At 62.4% G+C, this 17124-nt stretch carries 15 protein-coding genes; 9 read left to right on the top strand and 6 right to left on the bottom strand.

Annotated elements, in window-relative coordinates; translation table 11 throughout:
• Positions 1–67: 67 nt before the first annotated feature.
• Genes hybE through hybO form a run of 6 tightly spaced genes read right to left on the bottom strand, consistent with a single transcriptional unit; the run spans position 68 to position 6181 of the window.
• Entirely contained in the window at positions 68–628 is a 561-nt protein-coding gene (hybE, locus tag C2U40_RS08260; RefSeq protein ID WP_103827557.1) for a hydrogenase-2 assembly chaperone, read from the bottom strand.
• Entirely contained in the window at positions 610–1140 is a 531-nt protein-coding gene (locus C2U40_RS08255) for a HyaD/HybD family hydrogenase maturation endopeptidase (RefSeq protein ID WP_103827556.1), read from the bottom strand. Before C2U40_RS08255 ends, hybE begins: the two co-directional genes overlap by 19 nt.
• Positions 1140–2843 (bottom strand): hydrogenase 2 large subunit, encoded by a 1704-nt coding sequence (gene hybC, locus C2U40_RS08250; protein ID WP_103827555.1) that lies wholly within the window; start codon positions 2841–2843, stop codon positions 1140–1142. Before hybC ends, C2U40_RS08255 begins: the two co-directional genes overlap by 1 nt.
• Positions 2840–4027, bottom strand: coding sequence for a Ni/Fe-hydrogenase cytochrome b subunit (gene hybB, locus C2U40_RS08245; protein WP_011706348.1), 1188 nt, complete (start codon positions 4025–4027; stop codon positions 2840–2842). The genes hybC and hybB overlap by 4 nt, the downstream gene beginning before the upstream one ends.
• Positions 4020–5045 (bottom strand): hydrogenase 2 operon protein HybA, encoded by a 1026-nt coding sequence (hybA, locus tag C2U40_RS08240; protein WP_102988576.1) that lies wholly within the window; start codon positions 5043–5045, stop codon positions 4020–4022. The genes hybB and hybA overlap by 8 nt, the downstream gene beginning before the upstream one ends.
• A gap of 2 nt (positions 5046–5047) precedes the next feature.
• On the bottom strand, positions 5048–6181 hold the full coding sequence (hybO, locus tag C2U40_RS08235; RefSeq protein WP_065477131.1) for a hydrogenase 2 small subunit: 1134 nt from the start codon (positions 6179–6181) through the stop codon (positions 5048–5050).
• A 731-nt stretch (positions 6182–6912) separates the two neighbouring features.
• Here hybO and C2U40_RS08230 point away from each other — a divergent pair.
• From C2U40_RS08230 to C2U40_RS08190, 9 genes are all read left to right on the top strand, one after another.
• Positions 6913–7281, top strand: a complete 369-nt coding sequence (locus C2U40_RS08230) for a response regulator (RefSeq protein WP_024941904.1) — start codon at positions 6913–6915, stop codon at positions 7279–7281.
• Positions 7278–7598, top strand: coding sequence for an STAS domain-containing protein (locus C2U40_RS08225; protein WP_103827554.1), 321 nt, complete (start codon positions 7278–7280; stop codon positions 7596–7598). Before C2U40_RS08230 ends, C2U40_RS08225 begins: the two co-directional genes overlap by 4 nt.
• Positions 7585–9741 (top strand): chemotaxis protein CheA, encoded by a 2157-nt coding sequence (locus tag C2U40_RS08220; RefSeq protein ID WP_103827553.1) that lies wholly within the window; start codon positions 7585–7587, stop codon positions 9739–9741. Before C2U40_RS08225 ends, C2U40_RS08220 begins: the two co-directional genes overlap by 14 nt.
• A gap of 43 nt (positions 9742–9784) precedes the next feature.
• Positions 9785–11461: a methyl-accepting chemotaxis protein gene (locus tag C2U40_RS08215; RefSeq protein WP_103827552.1), complete on the top strand. Its 1677-nt coding sequence runs from the start codon at positions 9785–9787 to the stop codon at positions 11459–11461.
• A gap of 9 nt (positions 11462–11470) precedes the next feature.
• On the top strand, positions 11471–11998 hold the full coding sequence (locus tag C2U40_RS08210; protein WP_103827551.1) for a chemotaxis protein CheW: 528 nt from the start codon (positions 11471–11473) through the stop codon (positions 11996–11998).
• Positions 11999–12000: 2 nt separating this feature from the next.
• Positions 12001–12864: a CheR family methyltransferase gene (locus tag C2U40_RS08205; protein WP_103827550.1), complete on the top strand. Its 864-nt coding sequence runs from the start codon at positions 12001–12003 to the stop codon at positions 12862–12864.
• Positions 12861–13937 carry a protein-glutamate methylesterase/protein-glutamine glutaminase gene (locus C2U40_RS08200; protein WP_103827549.1) on the top strand — a complete coding sequence of 359 codons (1077 nt, stop codon included), beginning with the start codon at positions 12861–12863 and terminating at the stop codon, positions 13935–13937. The genes C2U40_RS08205 and C2U40_RS08200 overlap by 4 nt, the downstream gene beginning before the upstream one ends.
• A gap of 2 nt (positions 13938–13939) precedes the next feature.
• The gene (locus tag C2U40_RS08195; RefSeq protein ID WP_011706358.1) at positions 13940–15148 is read left to right on the top strand and encodes an EAL domain-containing response regulator; all 1209 of its coding nucleotides are present in this window, start codon (positions 13940–13942) and stop codon (positions 15146–15148) included.
• Between the two features lie 111 nt (positions 15149–15259).
• The gene (locus tag C2U40_RS08190; protein ID WP_029302814.1) at positions 15260–16891 is read left to right on the top strand and encodes a methyl-accepting chemotaxis protein; all 1632 of its coding nucleotides are present in this window, start codon (positions 15260–15262) and stop codon (positions 16889–16891) included.
• Positions 16892–17124 lie beyond the last annotated feature (233 nt).

Below are 17124 nucleotides of genomic sequence, written 5' to 3'. Positions count from 1 at the left end.
AGGGGCACGACAGAAGCGAGTGAGGGGCCAAAACGGCCCCTATTCTAAACCTGATTGCAGATGAGACCTAGCGCTGGGTGTCGCCCACAGGGTCGCCGCGCCGGCCGCTGAACAGGCGACGCCGGCTCAAGTTCACGCCGCCCTCCCCCTGCTGCACCGGAAGCGAAAGCAGCATCTTGAGGGTGCTGCTCACCAGCGCGCGCCCCTCGTCGGCCCCCAGGTGCGGGTCGATGGGGGACATGAGCGAGCAGGCCAGCAACTGCCCCGTCTCGGGCAATGCCCCCACCATAAAGGTCAGGTTGCCGCAGGGGAGCTGCAGGGCGAGGCGTTCGCTGCTGCCGCGCACCGGCCAGAGCTGATCCGGCCCCGGCAACACCACCACGCTCAGCATCCAGGGGGTGAGCACGCAGCCGAGCCACTGCCCTTCAAACAGGGTGCACTCGGCCACGATGGGCATGGCCGGGTGATAGAAGGGCAGGGCCTGCATCTCTTCTCTGGCGATCCGCTCGTACTGGGCTACCAGCAATGGCGCGGGATTCGCGGCAAAACCGGCAAATTCCTGCACCGACTCTTTCGCGGCTTCGTTCACTGTCTCGTTCACTGCCTCATTCACAATGGATTGCGCCATACACCCTCCCGCGCTCGCTCGGCCTTCTCCTGCTCAGAGAGCGGGATGGCCGGAGCACCCAGACTGGCCAACAGGGTCAGGATCCGATCTGTCGCCTCCCCCAACGCCGCCGCCACCACGGGGGTGAGGCCGATGCGGGGCTCGAGGGATTCGGGTTCGACCCCGATCAGGGTGAGCCGCTTGGGCGACTCCCCCGTCATGTGCAGCGCCGAGAGCACGTCCGCCAGCCCCAGCTGATGGGGGGAGATCTTGCGACCGAACAGGGTCGGGATCTCCTCATCCTTCAGGGTCACCACTGTGCCCGGCGGATTGCCGCTGCGCACCGCGTCCGCCAGTATGATGTGGTCGCGACTGGCCATCGCTTCGAGCAGTTCCATGCCGGCGGTGCCGCCATCGAGCAGCTCGATGCCGGGGGCGAAACGGTAGTCGCACTCCAGCCCCTCGACGATCCGCACACCCACGGCCTCGTCACTCAACAGCAGGTTGCCCACGCCCAGGATCAGGGTGTTCATCACAGCACCTTCACCTGAGTCGTTTCACCACTCTGGGTATCCACCACGTGCACCGCGCAGGACATGCAGGGGTCGAACGAGTGGATGGTGCGCACCACCTCCAGCGGCTTGGCGGGATCGGCCACCGGGGTGCCTACCAGGGATTGCTCGTAGGGGCCGGGTTCGTCGTTGAAGTTGCGCGGGCCCGAGTTCCAGGTCGATGGCACCACCGCCTGATAGTTCTCGATCTTGCCGCCCTTGATGACTACCCAGTGGGAGAGCATGCCGCGCGGCGCCTCTTCAAAGCCTACCCCGCGAAACTCTTTGTCCGCCGGGATCTCGGTCTTGATGTAGGCGCTGAAATCCCCCTTGCCGATGTTGTCCACCAGCGCCTTCCACTGATGAGACAAGGTGTCTTTGAGCACGCAGCAGCGCACCGCCCGGCCGATGATGCGGCCCAGGGTGGAGTGCAGCTGTTCAGTCTTGATGGCTGAACCGGTGAGCGTCTTATAGAAGCCGTTGAGCTGATCGAAGTGCGCCACCGTCTCCGGGTGCTTGGCGGCCAGCTTGACCAAGAGGTCTGCGAGCGGCCCCACCTCCACCACCTTGCCGTAGAAGGTGGGGGATTTGACCCAGGAGTACTTGCCGTCATCCTGCCAGCCGGTGTAGTTGGGCTCGGTCTTGCCCTCCCAGGGTTTGAGGGGGGCATCATCCTTGTACCAGGCGTGCTTGTTGCTCTCGGCGATGCCATCCATCAGCCAGGCATCCTGATGGCTCTCGATGGGGCGATAGCCGGCCAGATCGCCGTTCTCGATGTAGCCACCCGGCATCAGGAAGCTGCCGCCGTCACCGTCGGTGGGCAGCTCAGGCACGCTCAGGTAGTGCTTGGCCCCCTGCCCCAGGTTCAGCCACTCGGGGTAGTGCGCGGCTATGATGGCGGCATCCACCTTGTAGACCTGCTCGATAAACTCGCCGAGCCGATCGATAAAGCTCTTCACATAGAGCAAGCGCTCCAGGTTGAGCACGCTCGGTGCATCCAGGTTGATGGGGTTGGCCACGCCGCCCACCGCCAGGTTCTGGATGTGGGGGGTCTTGCCGCCGAGGATGGCGACGATGCGGTTGGCATCGCGCTGGCACTCCAGTGCCTGCAAGTAGTGGGCCACGGCGATGAGGTTCACCTCCGGGCTCAGTTTCATCGCCTTGTGGCCCCAGTAGCCGTTGGCAAAGATGCCGAGCTGGCCGCTCGCCACCAGGGCGCGGATCTTGTCCTGCACCTTGGTCAGCTCGTCGGCGCTGTTGAGGGACCAGGTCGATACCCCCTTGAGCAGGTCGGCCGCTTTTTGCGGATTGGCCTCAAGGGCCGCGGTGATGTCCACCCAGTCCAGCGCGGAGAGCTGATAGAAGTGGACGATGTGATCGTGGATGTTGTGGGCCGCAATGATCAGGTTGCGGATGTACTGGGCGTTGACCGGCACCTTGGCGCCGATGGCATTCTCCACCGCCCGCACCGAGGCGATGGCATGAATGGAGGTGCAGACCCCGCAGATGCGCTGCACTATCATCCAGGCATCGCGCGGGTCGTTGCCCTTGACGATCTCCTCCATCCCGCGCCACATGGTGCCGGACGACCAGGCCTTGGTGACGACGCCGCCTTCGATTTCACAGTCGATACGCAGGTGACCCTCGATGCGGGTGATGGGGTCTATGGTGATACGTTGGCTCATACGTTGGCTTTCCCTCGGGCCTGATAATCTTGGTGAACACGTTCAAGTGATGGCAGTACCGGCAAGAGCCGGATCAGCAGCAAATAGGCACACACCTCGATGGCGACGAAGCCCAAGGAGATCAGCACTTCCGCCGCGGAGGGGAAGTAGTGGTAGCCATTGCCGGGGTTGAAGGCGAGCAGGGAGTAGTCCAGTCGCCAGAGGGCGGCGCCCAGCAGCATGCTGAGGGCCCCCAGGAACAACATGCGCGAATCGCGGCGGCTCTTGTCCCAGTGGAACACCAGCAGCGGGAAGATCATCAGCGCGATCTCGCTCCAGAACATCAAGGCGTAGCGATCCCACTGGGAGAGGTACTCCGACTTGTCGTTGATGACGATCTCGGCAAAGCGCAGCGCCACAAACAGGATCAGGAAGATGTCGATCACCTGGGTCAACTTGTAGAACAGCGGCTTCTCGTTGGGGCCGCGCCCCGCCAGCCCGGCCTGCACCAGGGAGCCTTCAAACACCACGATGGAGAAGCCCATGATGAAGGCGGTGAGCAAGGAGAAGACCGGCAGCAGCTCGTAGCTCTGCCAGAGCGGATGGATCTTCTCTCCCGCCACTATCATCAGGGATCCCATGGAGGATTGGTGCATGGTGGGCAGCAGGGCCCCCAGCGCCAGGATGAAGAACATGACCTTGTTGATCCGCGCAAGGGAGACCTTCCAGCCGAACTTCTCCATCAGCACGGGGGCAAACTCCAGCGCCATCACCCCGATGTAGATGGTCATGCAGACCGCCGTCTCGAACAGCACCGAAGAGGTGTTGAAGAAACCCGGAATGTAGAAGTAGGGCAGGTTCCAGTAACGGCCGACGTCGATGGTGATGGAGAGGCCGCCCAGCGAATAGCCGAACAGGCTCGCCAGCAGGGCCGGCCGCACCAGGGGATGATACTCGCCCCGGTTGAAGACGTAGACCGCCCAGGCCAGCGCCCAGCCGCCGCAGGCGAAACCGGTGCCGATCAGCAGATCGAACGAGATCCAGAGCCCCCAGGGGTAGCCGCCGTTGAGATCGGTGACCGAGCCCAGCCCGAAGATCAGGCGTTTGAGGATCAGCATGCCGCACAGGATGACGAACGGCGCCAGCACCATGACCGGCCAGCTGACCAGCCTGCCCCCCAGCGGATGTGCCTTGTGATTACTCATGATCCTTGCCTCCCGATTGCTTGTCATGGCCCGCGTGCGAGTCATGATCGTCGCCATCCTGATGGTCCTTGGTGTTGCGGCGAATGAGCACCGACAGCCCGGTCAGCACCACCAGCGGCAGCACCATCCCCTTGTAGAGGGTGTGCTGGATGTGCTCGGAGCGCGCCCCGGAGGAGAGCTCCGGCAAGTCAGGCATGTCGAGCTTGGTGTAGGGCACCCCGGCCAGCACCAGCACCTGGGTGCCGCCCCCCTCCTTCTCGCCATAGACGTAAGGCTGGTAGTTGGGCACTTCATGCAGGTAGGGATCGTTGGCGCTGAAGGTCTGGCGCGGATAGGCATATTCGCTGCCCGGCGTTGCCAGCAGCCGGCGCTTGGCCTCGGCCATCAGCGCCTCGCGGGTGCCGAAGATGACGGCGCCGGTGGGGCACACCTCCACGCAGCCGGGCAACTTGCCCTGATCGATGCGCGCAAGCCCCTTCTGGTTGCAGAGCTCGCACTTGTGGATCGCTCCGAACGGGTTGTCGTAGTCATATTTGGGCACGTCGAACGGGCAGCCCACCATGCAGTAGCGGCAGCCGGTGCAGACATCCGGGTCGTAATGGACGATGCCGGTCTTGGGATCCTTGGTCAGCGCCTGCACCGGGCAGACGGAGACGCAGTTGGGATCGACACAGTGCATGCACTGCTTCTTGATGTAGGCATAGCCATCCACCAGCTGATCCTTGTGCTCACCCGTGCCGCTCTTCCACACCTGAATGATGTTGTTGGTGTAGGGGCTCAGCTTGTCGTTGTTGGACCAGGTCGCTTCCCCGGCCGGATTGGCCGGGTTGCCGTTGAGGCGCTGACACTCCGCCACGCAGGCCTGGCAGCCGATGCAGAGGGTGGAGTCGTAGAGCATGCCGAGTGCGCCGGGAATGGGCGGCTTGTTCTCGGCCGCCGCCAGGGCAGTACCGGAGACGGTGGTGCCCGCCGCCAACGCACCGACGGAGGCGAATTTGAGGAAGTTGCGTCTGTTCACGGTCACTCCTCCCGTGAGGTGTGCTGCCCGGCTTCATGGCGCTTCTGCTGGCGACCGAGCTCACGCACCGTCATCAGACTCACCCCGACCAGCACCCCGAGCGCCCCACCGATAAGGCCGGTGGCGGTGGGCGACATGTGTCCTCCCTCCTGGATGGCCACGTCGGGCTTGTTCACCCGCGGGGTGGGATTCTCCACCTTGGCGAGCTGGAAGATCCCCTTGCTGAAACCCACCCCCTGCTCGTTGCAGCCATAGCAGGGGTGGCCGATGCCCACCGGCCAGATGCCGCCGCCCACATCGCAGAACTCCAGGGTCGAGCAGTTGCCGTAGGTCTCCGGCCCCTTGCAGCCAAGATGGTAGAGACACCAGCCCTGACGGTGGCCCTCGTCGCCAAACTCCTTGGCGAAGCGGCCGGCATCGAAGTGCGGGCGGCGCTCGCAGTTTTCGTGGATGAGCCGCTCATAGGCAAACAGCGGCCGCTTCTTGGCATCGAGCGCCGGCAGCTTGCCGTAGGTGATGTAGTAGGCGACCGTGGTGAGGAAGTTGTGAGGGTTGGGCGGGCAGCCCGGGATATTGATAATCGGCGTGCCGAGGTTGCCGAGGGCCTCCTCCAGGCTGACGGCACCGGTCGGGTTGCCACCGCTGGCGGGCACCCCGCCCCAGGCGGCGCAGGAGCCGATGGCGATGACGGCAGCCGCATCGGCAGCCGCGCGGCGAATATGGTCGACGATGGGTTCACCCGCTACCATGCAGTAGATGCCGCCATCCTTGAGCGGGATGGAGCCATCCACCACCAGCACATACTTGCCCTTGTAGCGTTCGATGGCATTGTGCTTGTTCTCTTCGGCCTGATGACCGAAGGCCGCCGAGAGCACCTCGTGGTACTCCAGCGAAATGGTGTTGAGGATCAGGTTCTCGATGGTGGGGTGGGTGGCGCGTAGCAGCGATTCGGTGCAACCGGTACACTCCTGCGCCCCTATCCAGATCACCGGTGGCCGCTCGGGGCTGGTGAGCGCGGTGGCCATCCTGGCCACGGCATGCTGGCTTAATCCAAGGGTTGCGGCCATCCCGGCGCACAGTTTCATAAAGTCACGGCGATTAATTCCATGAGCCGATAAAAAAGTATCCTCGACCATTCTTTTTATTCCCGTAGTGAGCACTTGTTTGATAAATGCTTAATAGCGGAAATGCTAAGTACTCCCCCCCTGCCCCGCGTTGATCTCCATCAAGTGACGGAACATTATTCAAATAGAAAACTCATCAGCATGGATTTAAAAATTTCATATGTAGCATAGACTTAGAAAGCATGGCGCACACCGTCAAAATACCCACTAGGGGGTAATTTTGCGTGTTAATGAATTTAATTCATTTAAATTACCCGTTAATTCGTGATGTTAAATAATCAGAATGAAAGCGTTGTCACACTATTTGACCCGGTCTTTATGTTACCAGCCATAGGCTATTTTACCTCGTCAAAAGTGGCTGATAATATATACCTTTATATTTGTATGATTATATGTAAACAAGTGGAACGGACGCGCAAACGATATTTATTATCAGCTTCTAAAATAAGCTTACCTGCCTATTTCAAGAAATATCTCCCTTGCTTGATTAATTAACTGTCATCAACAGGGTATCTGCATTTCCCCCCTATTCCCCCTCTTGCAACGGGTGACCCGCCCCCTCCTGCCCGGCCCGGCTGCACCACCTGGCCCGTACAACTGGCGCCATTTGTCTCTATTAGTCAGTGATGACATAAAAATCTCTCCAACATCAAGCTGTTGAACAACAATTATCACTGAGCCCTGTGCGAGCTCTGCCCTTGGCGCTAAGGGCAAGGAACCCATGAAGTCGATGAGGATGACCGATGAGCAAAACCATACTGGTGGTGGATGATTCCGTGGGGATCAGGGCGGCCATCACCATGACGCTCAGCAGCGCCGGTTTTGAGGTGATTGAGGCCGGCGACGGCGAAGCCGCTCTCATCGAACTGGATCAGCGGCGGGTACACCTCATCATCTCCGATCTCAACATGCCCGGCATGGATGGCATGACCCTGCTAAGACGGGTCAAGGCCCAGCAGACTACCCGCTACCTCCCCTTCATCATGCTGACCACCGAAGACTCCGAGCAGATCAAGCGGGAAGGATTCGAGGCCGGCGCCCGAGTCTGGCTCACCAAGCCGTTCGAACCGCTCAAGCTGCTGGACGATGTCTGCAAGGTGGTGCAGCCATGAGCCTGACGATCGACACCCGGCAGACACCGGTGACCGCCACCCTGAGCGGCGAGCTCAGCGTCATTACGCTGGGTGATCTGCAGGATGATCTGTTCGGTCTGCTCAATTTCTCGGTGCTGACGCTGGATCTCACCCCGCTGGAGATGCTCGATGGCTGCGGTGCCCAGCTCATCGCCATCCTGCGGCAGGAGGCCGGCCAGCAGGGCAAGCAGCTGCGACTCGAGGCCGCTGAAGGGAGCCAGGCCCGCCATGTCTTGAGCCTGATGGGATTGTGGCCGACCGACCATGGGGAGGGCCACGTGGATGGACATCAATAAGGCCCGCGCCCTCTTCTTCGAAGAGGCCTACGAGCAGTGCGACAATCTGGAACACGCCCTGCTGGATCGCGACACCTATCCGGCCAACCCCGACACCTACAACCTGATGTTTCGCACCGCCCACACCATCAAGGGCTCGGCCGGCATGCTGGGGCTGGCCATGCTGGTGCGCTTCGCCCACGCCATGGAGAACATGCTGGAGCGGCTGCGCAGCGGCGAGATCGCGCTGGACGAACACCTCATCAACCTGCTGCTGGCCTGCAACGATCAACTGCGCGACCTGCTGCAGGGAGCCGAACACAACCCCGAGCTGCAGCAGACCGAGACCCAGCAGATCCTGGCCCTGCTCTCCCAGCTGCAAGGGCACCAGACCCTGCCCAGCCAGCCGCTGATCATGCCGGCTCCCGCCCCGGTCAATCAGACGGATCGGCGCGCCTGGCACCTCTCCCTGCGCTTCTATCCCGCCCTCTACCAGGACGGTTTCGATCTGCTGGCCTTCATCCGCTACCTCGGCAACCTGGGGGAAATCCGCGTCATCCAGCCGGTCTGGCAGGAGTGGCCCCCGCTGCAACTGCTCGATGCCACCGAGTGTTTTCTCGGCTACGAAATTGGCCTGCTCAGTGCCGAACCGGCCGAGCGGATCCGGAGCACCTTTGATTTCGTTGCCCACGCCAGTCTCATCTGCCTGCTCAGCCCCCATCAGGATCTGGCGCAGTTTTCAGAACAGGGGCAAAAGCTGGCAGCCTGGCGCAATGAGCCGCTCGCGGCCCAGTTGCAGCGCTGGGTGCAGGCCGGCGCGCTAAGCGAAGAGGAAGCGGCCTGCATCGCGCGGGGCGAACTGGCCCCCGGCACGGCAAGCGCCGAACCGGTCCCCGTGGCTACCACCCACTCAGCCCCCGCGCCGCAAGAGGTCCCCCAACAACAGAGCAGACCCGCACCGCTGCGGGCGGAGGGGCACTACATCCGCATCGAGGCGGCCAAGCTCGATCGGCTGATCAATCGGGTCGGCGAGCTGGTGATCGCCACCTCGGCCACCACCCTGCAGGCGAGGATGAGGGGCGATGCGGAGCTCATCGAGTCAGTCGCCATCGTCAACACCCTGGTGGAAGGGATCCGCGACGACGCGCTCACTCTGCGCATGGTGCCCATCAACGAGATCTTCAACCGCTTCCCGCGATTGGTGCACGAACTGTCCCAACAGACCGGCAAGGAGATCCAGCTGCAGATCCGCAACGCCGATACCGACATCGACAAGTCGATGGTCGAGAAGCTGACCGACCCCCTGATGCACCTGGTGCGCAACGCCGCCGACCATGGCCTCGAAGAGCAACAGATTCGGCTCGCCGCCGGCAAGCCGGCGCAGGGCACCATCACCCTCAATGCCTATCACGACGCCGGCGCCGTGGTGGTGGAGGTCAGCGATGACGGCCGCGGCATCGACCGCGACAAGATCCTCGCCAAGGCCCATGGCCAGGGGCTGCTGCCGGAAGGCAAGGTATTGAGTGAACAGGAGATCTTTCAACTGCTGTTTCTGCCCGGTTTCTCGACGGCCAGCGATGTCAGCGATCTCTCCGGGCGGGGAGTCGGGCTCGACGTGGTCAAGCGCAATCTGGAGTTTCTGCGCGGCGAAACCACCATCGACAGCCGGCTGGGGCTGGGCACTACCTTCAGGCTGAGACTGCCGCTCACCCTGGCCATCATCGACGGTTTTCGCATCGAGGTGGATCACGCCTCCCTGGTGATCCCCCTCGACATGATGGTCGAGTGCATCGACCTGCCGCCGGATGCCCTGCGCACCCCGGCCCGCCAGATCAACGTGCGCGGCGAATGGGTGCCCTTCATCGTCCTGCGCGAGCTGTTTGCCCTGCCCCCTGCCGACGAACCCGAATTCGTGGTGATGGTGGACTATGCCGACCACCGTGCCGGCATCGTGGTGGATCGCCTGATTGGCGAGGTACAGGCCGTCATCAAGCCGCTCGGCGAGCTGTTCAAGTCCCTGCGCTACGTGAGCGGCTCCACCATTCTTGGCAACGGCCAGCCAGCGCTCATCCTCGACGTCCCCCAGCTCATCCAGCTGGCCTGGCGGCGGGAACAGCATGCGCTCCGGCAACAGGCCGATGCCCTTTACAGTCTCAGAGATTGACCACACACCTTAAGCACATCAACGGAATTGACGGAGTCAGACCATGGACTGGTTTCACAACTTGCAAGTCAGAACAAAGCTGGTGTTCTCGTTCTCCATCCTCATGGTGCTGCTGGTGGTGCTGTCGCTCACCAGCTACTACTCCACCAGGACCATGGTGCAGCTGGTCAGCAACATGCACGCCAACCAGCTGTTGCCGATCAAGGACATCGCCAACGCCAACATCTATGCGGTCTACCAGAACCGGGCCCTCTATCGCTACATCGGTGAGGTCGACCCGGATCTCAAGGCCCAGGCGTTGGTCAATGTCGACAAGTTCGAGAAGGGGATGTGGGATTTTCTGGCCAGTTACCGCAAGACCTATCTCACCCAGCGGGAGGTGGACCTGCTGACCCGCTTCGATCAGGCCTGGGCCACTTACAAGCAGTACGCCAGCGAGATCCTGAAGCTGGCTCAGACACCGGGCCAGGATGGGGTGCCCGAGCGCAACGCCTTTCGGCTGATGGGTGACAAGGGGCGCCCCGCCTTCGACATCGCCGATGCCCTGCTGAGCGATCTGGTCAAGGTGAATGCCGAGCTCGCCACCCAATCCATGGATGAGAGCCAGAACATCTATCAGGACAACCTGCAGATCCTCATCGCCATCGCCAGCGCCGCCTTTCTCATCTGCCTCATCCTGGCTTTGCTGGTGACTCGCAGCATATTGCGCCAGCTGGGGGGCGACCCCTCCTACACGGTGCAGGTGGTAGCCCTGGTCGCGGAGGGGGATCTCTCCACCCCGGTGCTGCTCAAGGCCGACGACACCTCGAGCCTGCTCTATGCAATCAAGAGCATGGCCCACCGCCTCTCCGACACCCTCAACGAGGTGGGCGCCATGTCGGAAGCCATCGGCTCGGCCTCCGAGCAAGTGGCCGCCACCGCCAATGCCCTCTCCCAGACCTCCTCCGAGCTCGCCTCCAGCGTCGAACAGACCAGTGCCTCGGTCGAGGAGATGACCGCCACCGTCAGCCAGAATGCCGACAATGCCAAGGTGACCGAAAACATCTCCACCCGGGCGGCCAGCAGCGCCACCGAAAGCGGCAAGGCGGTCGGTGAGATGGTGCACGCCATGAAGGAGATAGCGTCGCGCATCACCGTCATCAACGACATCGCCAACAAGACTGACCTGCTGGCCATCAACGCCGCCATCGAGGCGGCCCGCGCCGGCGAGCACGGCAAGGGCTTTGCCACCGTTGCCGCCGAAGTGCGCAAACTGGCCGAACGCTCCCAGACCGCCGCCAAGGAGATTGGCGAGCTGGCCGGGCGCTCGGTCAGCGTCGCCGAACAGGCAGGATCCTTGCTGCGTGAAATGCTGCCCGGCATCGATCAGACTGCCACCCTGGTGCAGGAGATCGCCTCCGCCTCCCGCGAACAGCGGGCCAGCGTCTCCCAGATCAACATCGCCGTGACCCAGATAAGCGACGGCATGCAGGCCTCGGCCGCCTCGGCGGAAGAACTGAGCTCCACTTCGGAAGAGCTGAGCTCCACCGCCCTGCAGTTGCAGGAGCTGATGCAGCAGTTCACCCTGCGCGGCGGCAACACCCGCCAGCCCTATACCCCGCACGGCGGCGCCCATGTCATCCGGCGCAGCAAGCCGAAGTCGGCATTCTCCCGCCCCTACCCCTTTCATGAAGAGGATCTGGAGCGAGAGATAGACGATGGCAAGTTCACCAACTACTAGGAGCTGGCGATGAGAGACAAGCTTGCCCCTGACACCAGCGCCCACTTTCACTGCGTCACCTTCATGCTGGGCGGCGAACTGTACGGCATCGACATCGGCTGCATCCGCGAGATCATCGAGTTCGAGGGGATGACCCCGGTGCCCATGATGCCGCGTTTCGTGCGGGGCATCATCAACCTGCGCGGCGCCGTGGTGCCGGTGATCGACCTCTCAATCCGTTTCGGCCGGGGCCAGACCCTGCTGCAACCCACCACCTGCGTTGCCATTCTCTCCCTGCCCAACAGCACCGGCGAGGAGCAGGAGATCGGCATGCTGCTGGATGCGGTCTGCGAGGTGCTGGAGATCCGCAGCGACACCATCGAACCGGCTCCCACCTTCGGCACCCACATCCGCGGCGACTTCATTCAGGGGGTGGTCACCATCGATCAGCAGTTCGCCATCCTGCTCGACATGCACAGGGCCCTCTCCATCGCCGAGCTGAGCGCCATGGCCGAGGCGGCCACCGAGCAGCAGTTCTCCCCGGAACAGGGCGGCTGACCATGGTGGCGCCCCCCTTCACGTCCGAACTTACCCCGACCCTCAGCCAGAGCGAGTTCGATCTGTTTCGCCGCTTCATTCTGAATTCGGCCGGCATCGATCTTGCCCCCTGCAAGCGGGCGCTGGTGCAATCCCGGCTCGCCAAGCGGCTGCGGGCACTGCACCTCTCCAGCTATCACGCCTACTGGGAGCGGATCAATCAGTCCATCGATCCCCACGAGCGGCAGCTCGCCATCAACCTGCTCTCCACCAACGAGACCTATTTCTTTCGCGAATCCCAGCACTTCAGCTGGCTCAAGCACCATGCCGAACAACTGCTTGCCACTCGCCGCCAGCCGCTGCGGATCTGGTCCGCCGCCTGCTCCACCGGGGAAGAGGCCTACTCCGCCGCCATGGTGCTGGCCGAACAGCTCGGCATCAACGATCGCTGGAGCATCCACGGCACCGACATCAACACCCGGGTCATCCCTTTTGCCCGCCGCGCCGTCTACTCGGTCGAGCGAGCCCAGCACGTGCCGCCCCATCTGTGGCTGCGCTATTTTCAGCGCGGCCATGACGAGTTCGCCGGCAAGATCCGGGTCAAGCCGGAGCTGGCCGGCAAGGTCACCTTTGCCAACCTCAACCTGCTGACCTGCGGCGACTATCCGGAGCGCAACTTCGACGTCATCTTCCTGCGCAACGTGCTCATCTACTTCAATGAGGAGACCAAGGCCCGGGTACTGACGCAGCTCTGCAACCTGTTGCGCCCGGACGGCTACCTGCTGGTCGGCCACTCCGAGATCATTCGCCAGCAGGATCTGCCGCTGGTGCAGGAGGCCCCCTCCCGCTACCGCTGCCTGCCCCTTCAGCCCAAGGAACTGCCATGACTATACGCGTGCTTATCGTTGACGACTCGGCCCTGGTACGAGAGGTACTGACCCAGATGCTGAGCAATGCGGAGGATATCGAGGTGATCGGCGCCGCCTTCGATCCCATCTTCGCCATGCAGCAGATGAAGAAGTGCTGGCCCGACGTCATCATTCTCGACATCGAGATGCCGCGCATGGACGGCCTTACCTTCCTCAAGAAGATCATGGCCGAGCACCCCACCCCGGTCATCATCTGCTCCTCCCTCACCGAAGAGGGAGCCATGATCACCCTGGAGGCGATGTCGGCGGGGGCCATCTCCATCGTCACCAAGCCCAGCGTCGGCATCAAGAGCTTCCTGCAGCAGTCCGCCAACGACTTCATCCAGGAGATCCGGGGCGCCGTCGGCGCCAAGCTGCGCAATCTGCTGCCAGGTGCCGCCCCGCTGCCGGTCACCCCGAGGCGTAATGCCGACGAGGTGCTCTCCCCGCCGGCGGAGCGGATCTCCTTTCGCACCACCGAGAAGATAGTTGCGCTCGGCACCTCCACCGGTGGCACCCAGGCGCTGGAGTACCTGCTCTCCCGCCTGCCCGCCACCTGCCCGGGGATCGCCATCGTCCAGCACATGCCGGCCCGCTTCACCGCCTCCTTTGCCGAGCGGCTCAACGGCCTCTCCCAGCTGGAGGTGAAAGAGGCCGAGACCGGCGATCGCCTGCTGCCCGGGGTCGCCATCATAGCACCGGGGGGCAAGCACCTGCTGATCCAGCGCAGTGGCACCCAGTATCTGGCGGAAGTCAAAGAGGGGCCGCCGGTCTCCCGTCACTGCCCCTCGGTGGACGTGCTGTTTCGCTCGGTGGCGGTGAGTGCGGGGCGCAACGCCCTCGGCGTCATCATGACCGGCATGGGGGATGACGGCGCCCGCGGCATGCGGGAGCTGCACGACACGGGCGCTCGCACCATTGCCCAGGATGAAGCCAGTTGCGTGGTGTTCGGCATGCCCAAAGAGGCCATAGCCCACGGCGGAGTGGATGAAGTCATGTCCCTCACCCACATTACCCAGACGCTCAGCCGTCCGGATCTACGAGGCGTGTAATTATGTCATTGGAAAAATGGCAAGGCCGCAGTGCCATGGTGGTGGATGACTCCCGCACCCAGCAGTACGAAGTGACCTGTCTGCTGCAGGAGCTGGGGTTCGGCCAGATCCACGTTGCCCATGATGGCCAGGATGCCCTGAACAAGCTGCAGCAGCTCGAGCGCATCGATCTGCTGCTGACCGACCTCAACATGCCCGGCATGGACGGAGTCGAGCTCATCAGCAACCTGGAGAAGAACACCCACTACCGGATGTTCGTGGCCGTGATGAGCGGGGTGGAGCGGGACGTGCTGGACGTGATCCACGCCATCGCCGATGCCAGCACCCTGGAGGTGATCGGCGTGCTGTCAAAGCCGCTGCGACAAAGCGATCTGCGCAACATGCTGCAGCATTGCGATCCGCTGGCACACCGGGAAAACAAGAAGTGGATGCAGCTCACCTTCACCGCCGAGGATGTACAGCAGGCGCTGGACAACCGCCAGCTGATCCCCTTCCTGCAGCCCAAGGTGCTGATGGCGGACGCCAGTCTCTACGGCTTCGAGGCACTGGTGCGCTGGATCCATCCCGAGCACGGGGTCATCCCCCCCATCTGCTTCGTTCATCACCTGGAAGAGGGGCAGCTGGCGCTCGATTTCTTCTACCAGTTTCTGCACGCCACCTGCGAGGCGCTCACCACCCTGGGCGCACTGTCCGAGCACCCCACCTGCTCCATCAACATGCCGGTCAGCCTGCTGCTGACGGACAAGCTGGTCGAGAACATGATTGCCATCGTGCAGGCCCATCAACTGCCCTGCAGCGCCATCATCATCGAAGTCACCGAGACCACCTTCATGTCCAACCTCGCCATGTCGCTGGGCACCCTGGCACGCTTGAGACTGCGGGGATTCGGCATCGCAATGGATGATTATGGCACCGGCTACTCCTCCATGAAGCAGCTATCTCGCTGTCCTTTCACCGAGATCAAGATTGACAAGGAATTCGTGCACGACGCCCATAGCAGCCCCAAGAAGCTGGCTATATTGACCTCAGCGATCGTCATGAGCCAGAAGCTCAACCTCAAGACGGTCGCCGAGGGAGTGGAGACCGAAGAGGACTGGAAGCAACTGGCACTGCTTGGCTGCGAGCTGGCGCAAGGCTATTACATCAGCCGACCGCTGCCGGTCGATCAGATTGAAAAATGGTTTGCCGAATGGCAGGCCAGGGCGACCTGAATCGTGTCCCTTTGCGCTATTGAGGAACCCCGCTCTGAGAGGGCGGGATAACAACAACACCGGCAGTATCGACATCGCTGCATGGACGCTTGAAACAAGCATGAGGCTACCATGAACAACCTACTTCGCCAGCTCTCCATCAAGACGCGGCTTATCGTCTCCTTCCTGTTGCTGAATCTCATCCTGATCGGGGTCGGGCTCTACGGCAAGCAGAACACCAACACCATCAATGACATGCTCAACGACATGTACCTCAACATCCTGACCCCCATCACGGATGTTGCCAACGCCAACATGCAGGCCATCTATCACAACCGCTCGCTGTTCGATTACGTCATCGAGCCGACCCAAAGCGGCATGGACAAGATTGCCAGGGATATGGATCTGCACGAGCAGAAGATGGCCGCCCTGCTGGACAAGTACCGGGCAACCCAGCTGAGCGAACCGGAGAAACTGGCTCTGGCGGACTTTGACCGCGCCTGGCCGCTTTACAAGGAAGCGGCGCACAAGGCGATGGCGGCAAGTTACGCCAACGACAACGACAGCGCCATCAAGCTGATGAAAGGCGAGGCTGCCACCACGTTTCAGGTGGTGGACGATCTGCTCAGCAAGCTGGTCGACATCAACCAAGGGCTGGGCAAACAGGCCTTCGATGAGAGCGACGTGATTGCCAGCGACATCACCACCGCTACCTACACCATACTAGCCATCTCGGTGCTGCTCTCCTTGCTGCTGGGCTGGCTGCTCAGCGGCAGCATCAACCAGCCGCTGCTCGCCATCATGCAGGATCTGCAGCAACTGGCGCAGGGCCGACTCACCGCCCCGGATCAGGCCGAGGGCAACGACGAGCTGACCCGCATGCAGCAGGCGATGATCAGCACCCGCCGCAGCCTGCGCGACATCGTCTCGACCATGCAGCATGCCGCCGAGAGCCTCACTGCCAGCGCCTCCCAGCTGGGTGCGGCGGCCGAGCAGGTCAATACCAGCTCCCAGCAGCAATCCCTCGCCACCGCCAACACGGCCGCCTCGGTCGAAGAGCTCACCACCTCTGTCTCCCAGCTCTCCTCGTTTGCCAATCAGGCCAACAGCGTGGTGATGCAATCCGGGGAGATAGCCCAGGCCGGCGAGAAGCAGGTCAAGCACGCCTCCCAGGAGGTGCTCAGAGTCACCACGGCGGTCAACGACTCCGCCAAGCAGGTGCAGGGACTGTTTGACGACATCACCCGCATCAGCCAGATCTCGGTGATGATCCAAGGGGTCGCGGATCAGACCAACCTGCTGGCGCTCAACGCCGCCATCGAAGCGGCCCGGGCCGGCGACATGGGCCGTGGCTTCGCCGTGGTGGCCGACGAGGTGCGGACCCTGGCGGCACGCACTACCCAGGCCACCCAGGAGATCAACGAGATGCTCACCTCCATCCAGCAGGGGGCCACCAGCGCGGTCAAGGGGATGAACGCCTGCTCCGACAGCATGAGCACGGTGCGGGAGACCACCGAGGGATCCAGCGAAACCATGGCCCAGGTGGATCAGAGCTCCCGCAAGGTGGTGGAGCTGATCCAGGAGATAAGCTCCATGCTCCACGAGCAGGCTGCCGCCAGCCAGCTCATCGCCCAGTCCGTGGAAGAGATCACCCAGATGTCGCTGGAAAACGTCTCCGCCGCCGAAAGCGTCAATCACGACGCCTCCCAGCTGACCACCATCATCCAGCAGCTCAATCAGGGCATCGGGTTCTTCAAGGTCTAATAAAAACGCCGAGACCCGCCCGGCCATGGGCCTGGCGGGTCCCTCTTCCTTATCCTGCCATCAAGCTCCCATCTTTACCCCGCCTCCTTGCCACGGGCTCACGACGGTCCGACGCAGGAATGCCGACATCAGAGCGGTATCCGCTCAACCATCCATCAGAAACAGCCCAAAACAGCCTCATGCCCCTCCCGTTTGGAGGGACAAAACCAGTGATAAATACTGGGTCATAGGGA

Source organism: Aeromonas sp. ASNIH4 (genome assembly GCF_002934425.1).
GTDB classification, from domain to species: domain Bacteria; phylum Pseudomonadota; class Gammaproteobacteria; order Enterobacterales; family Aeromonadaceae; genus Aeromonas; species Aeromonas hydrophila.
The sequence above is the reverse complement of the archived record's forward strand: the minus strand, read 5'-3'. Positions and strand labels throughout refer to the sequence as shown.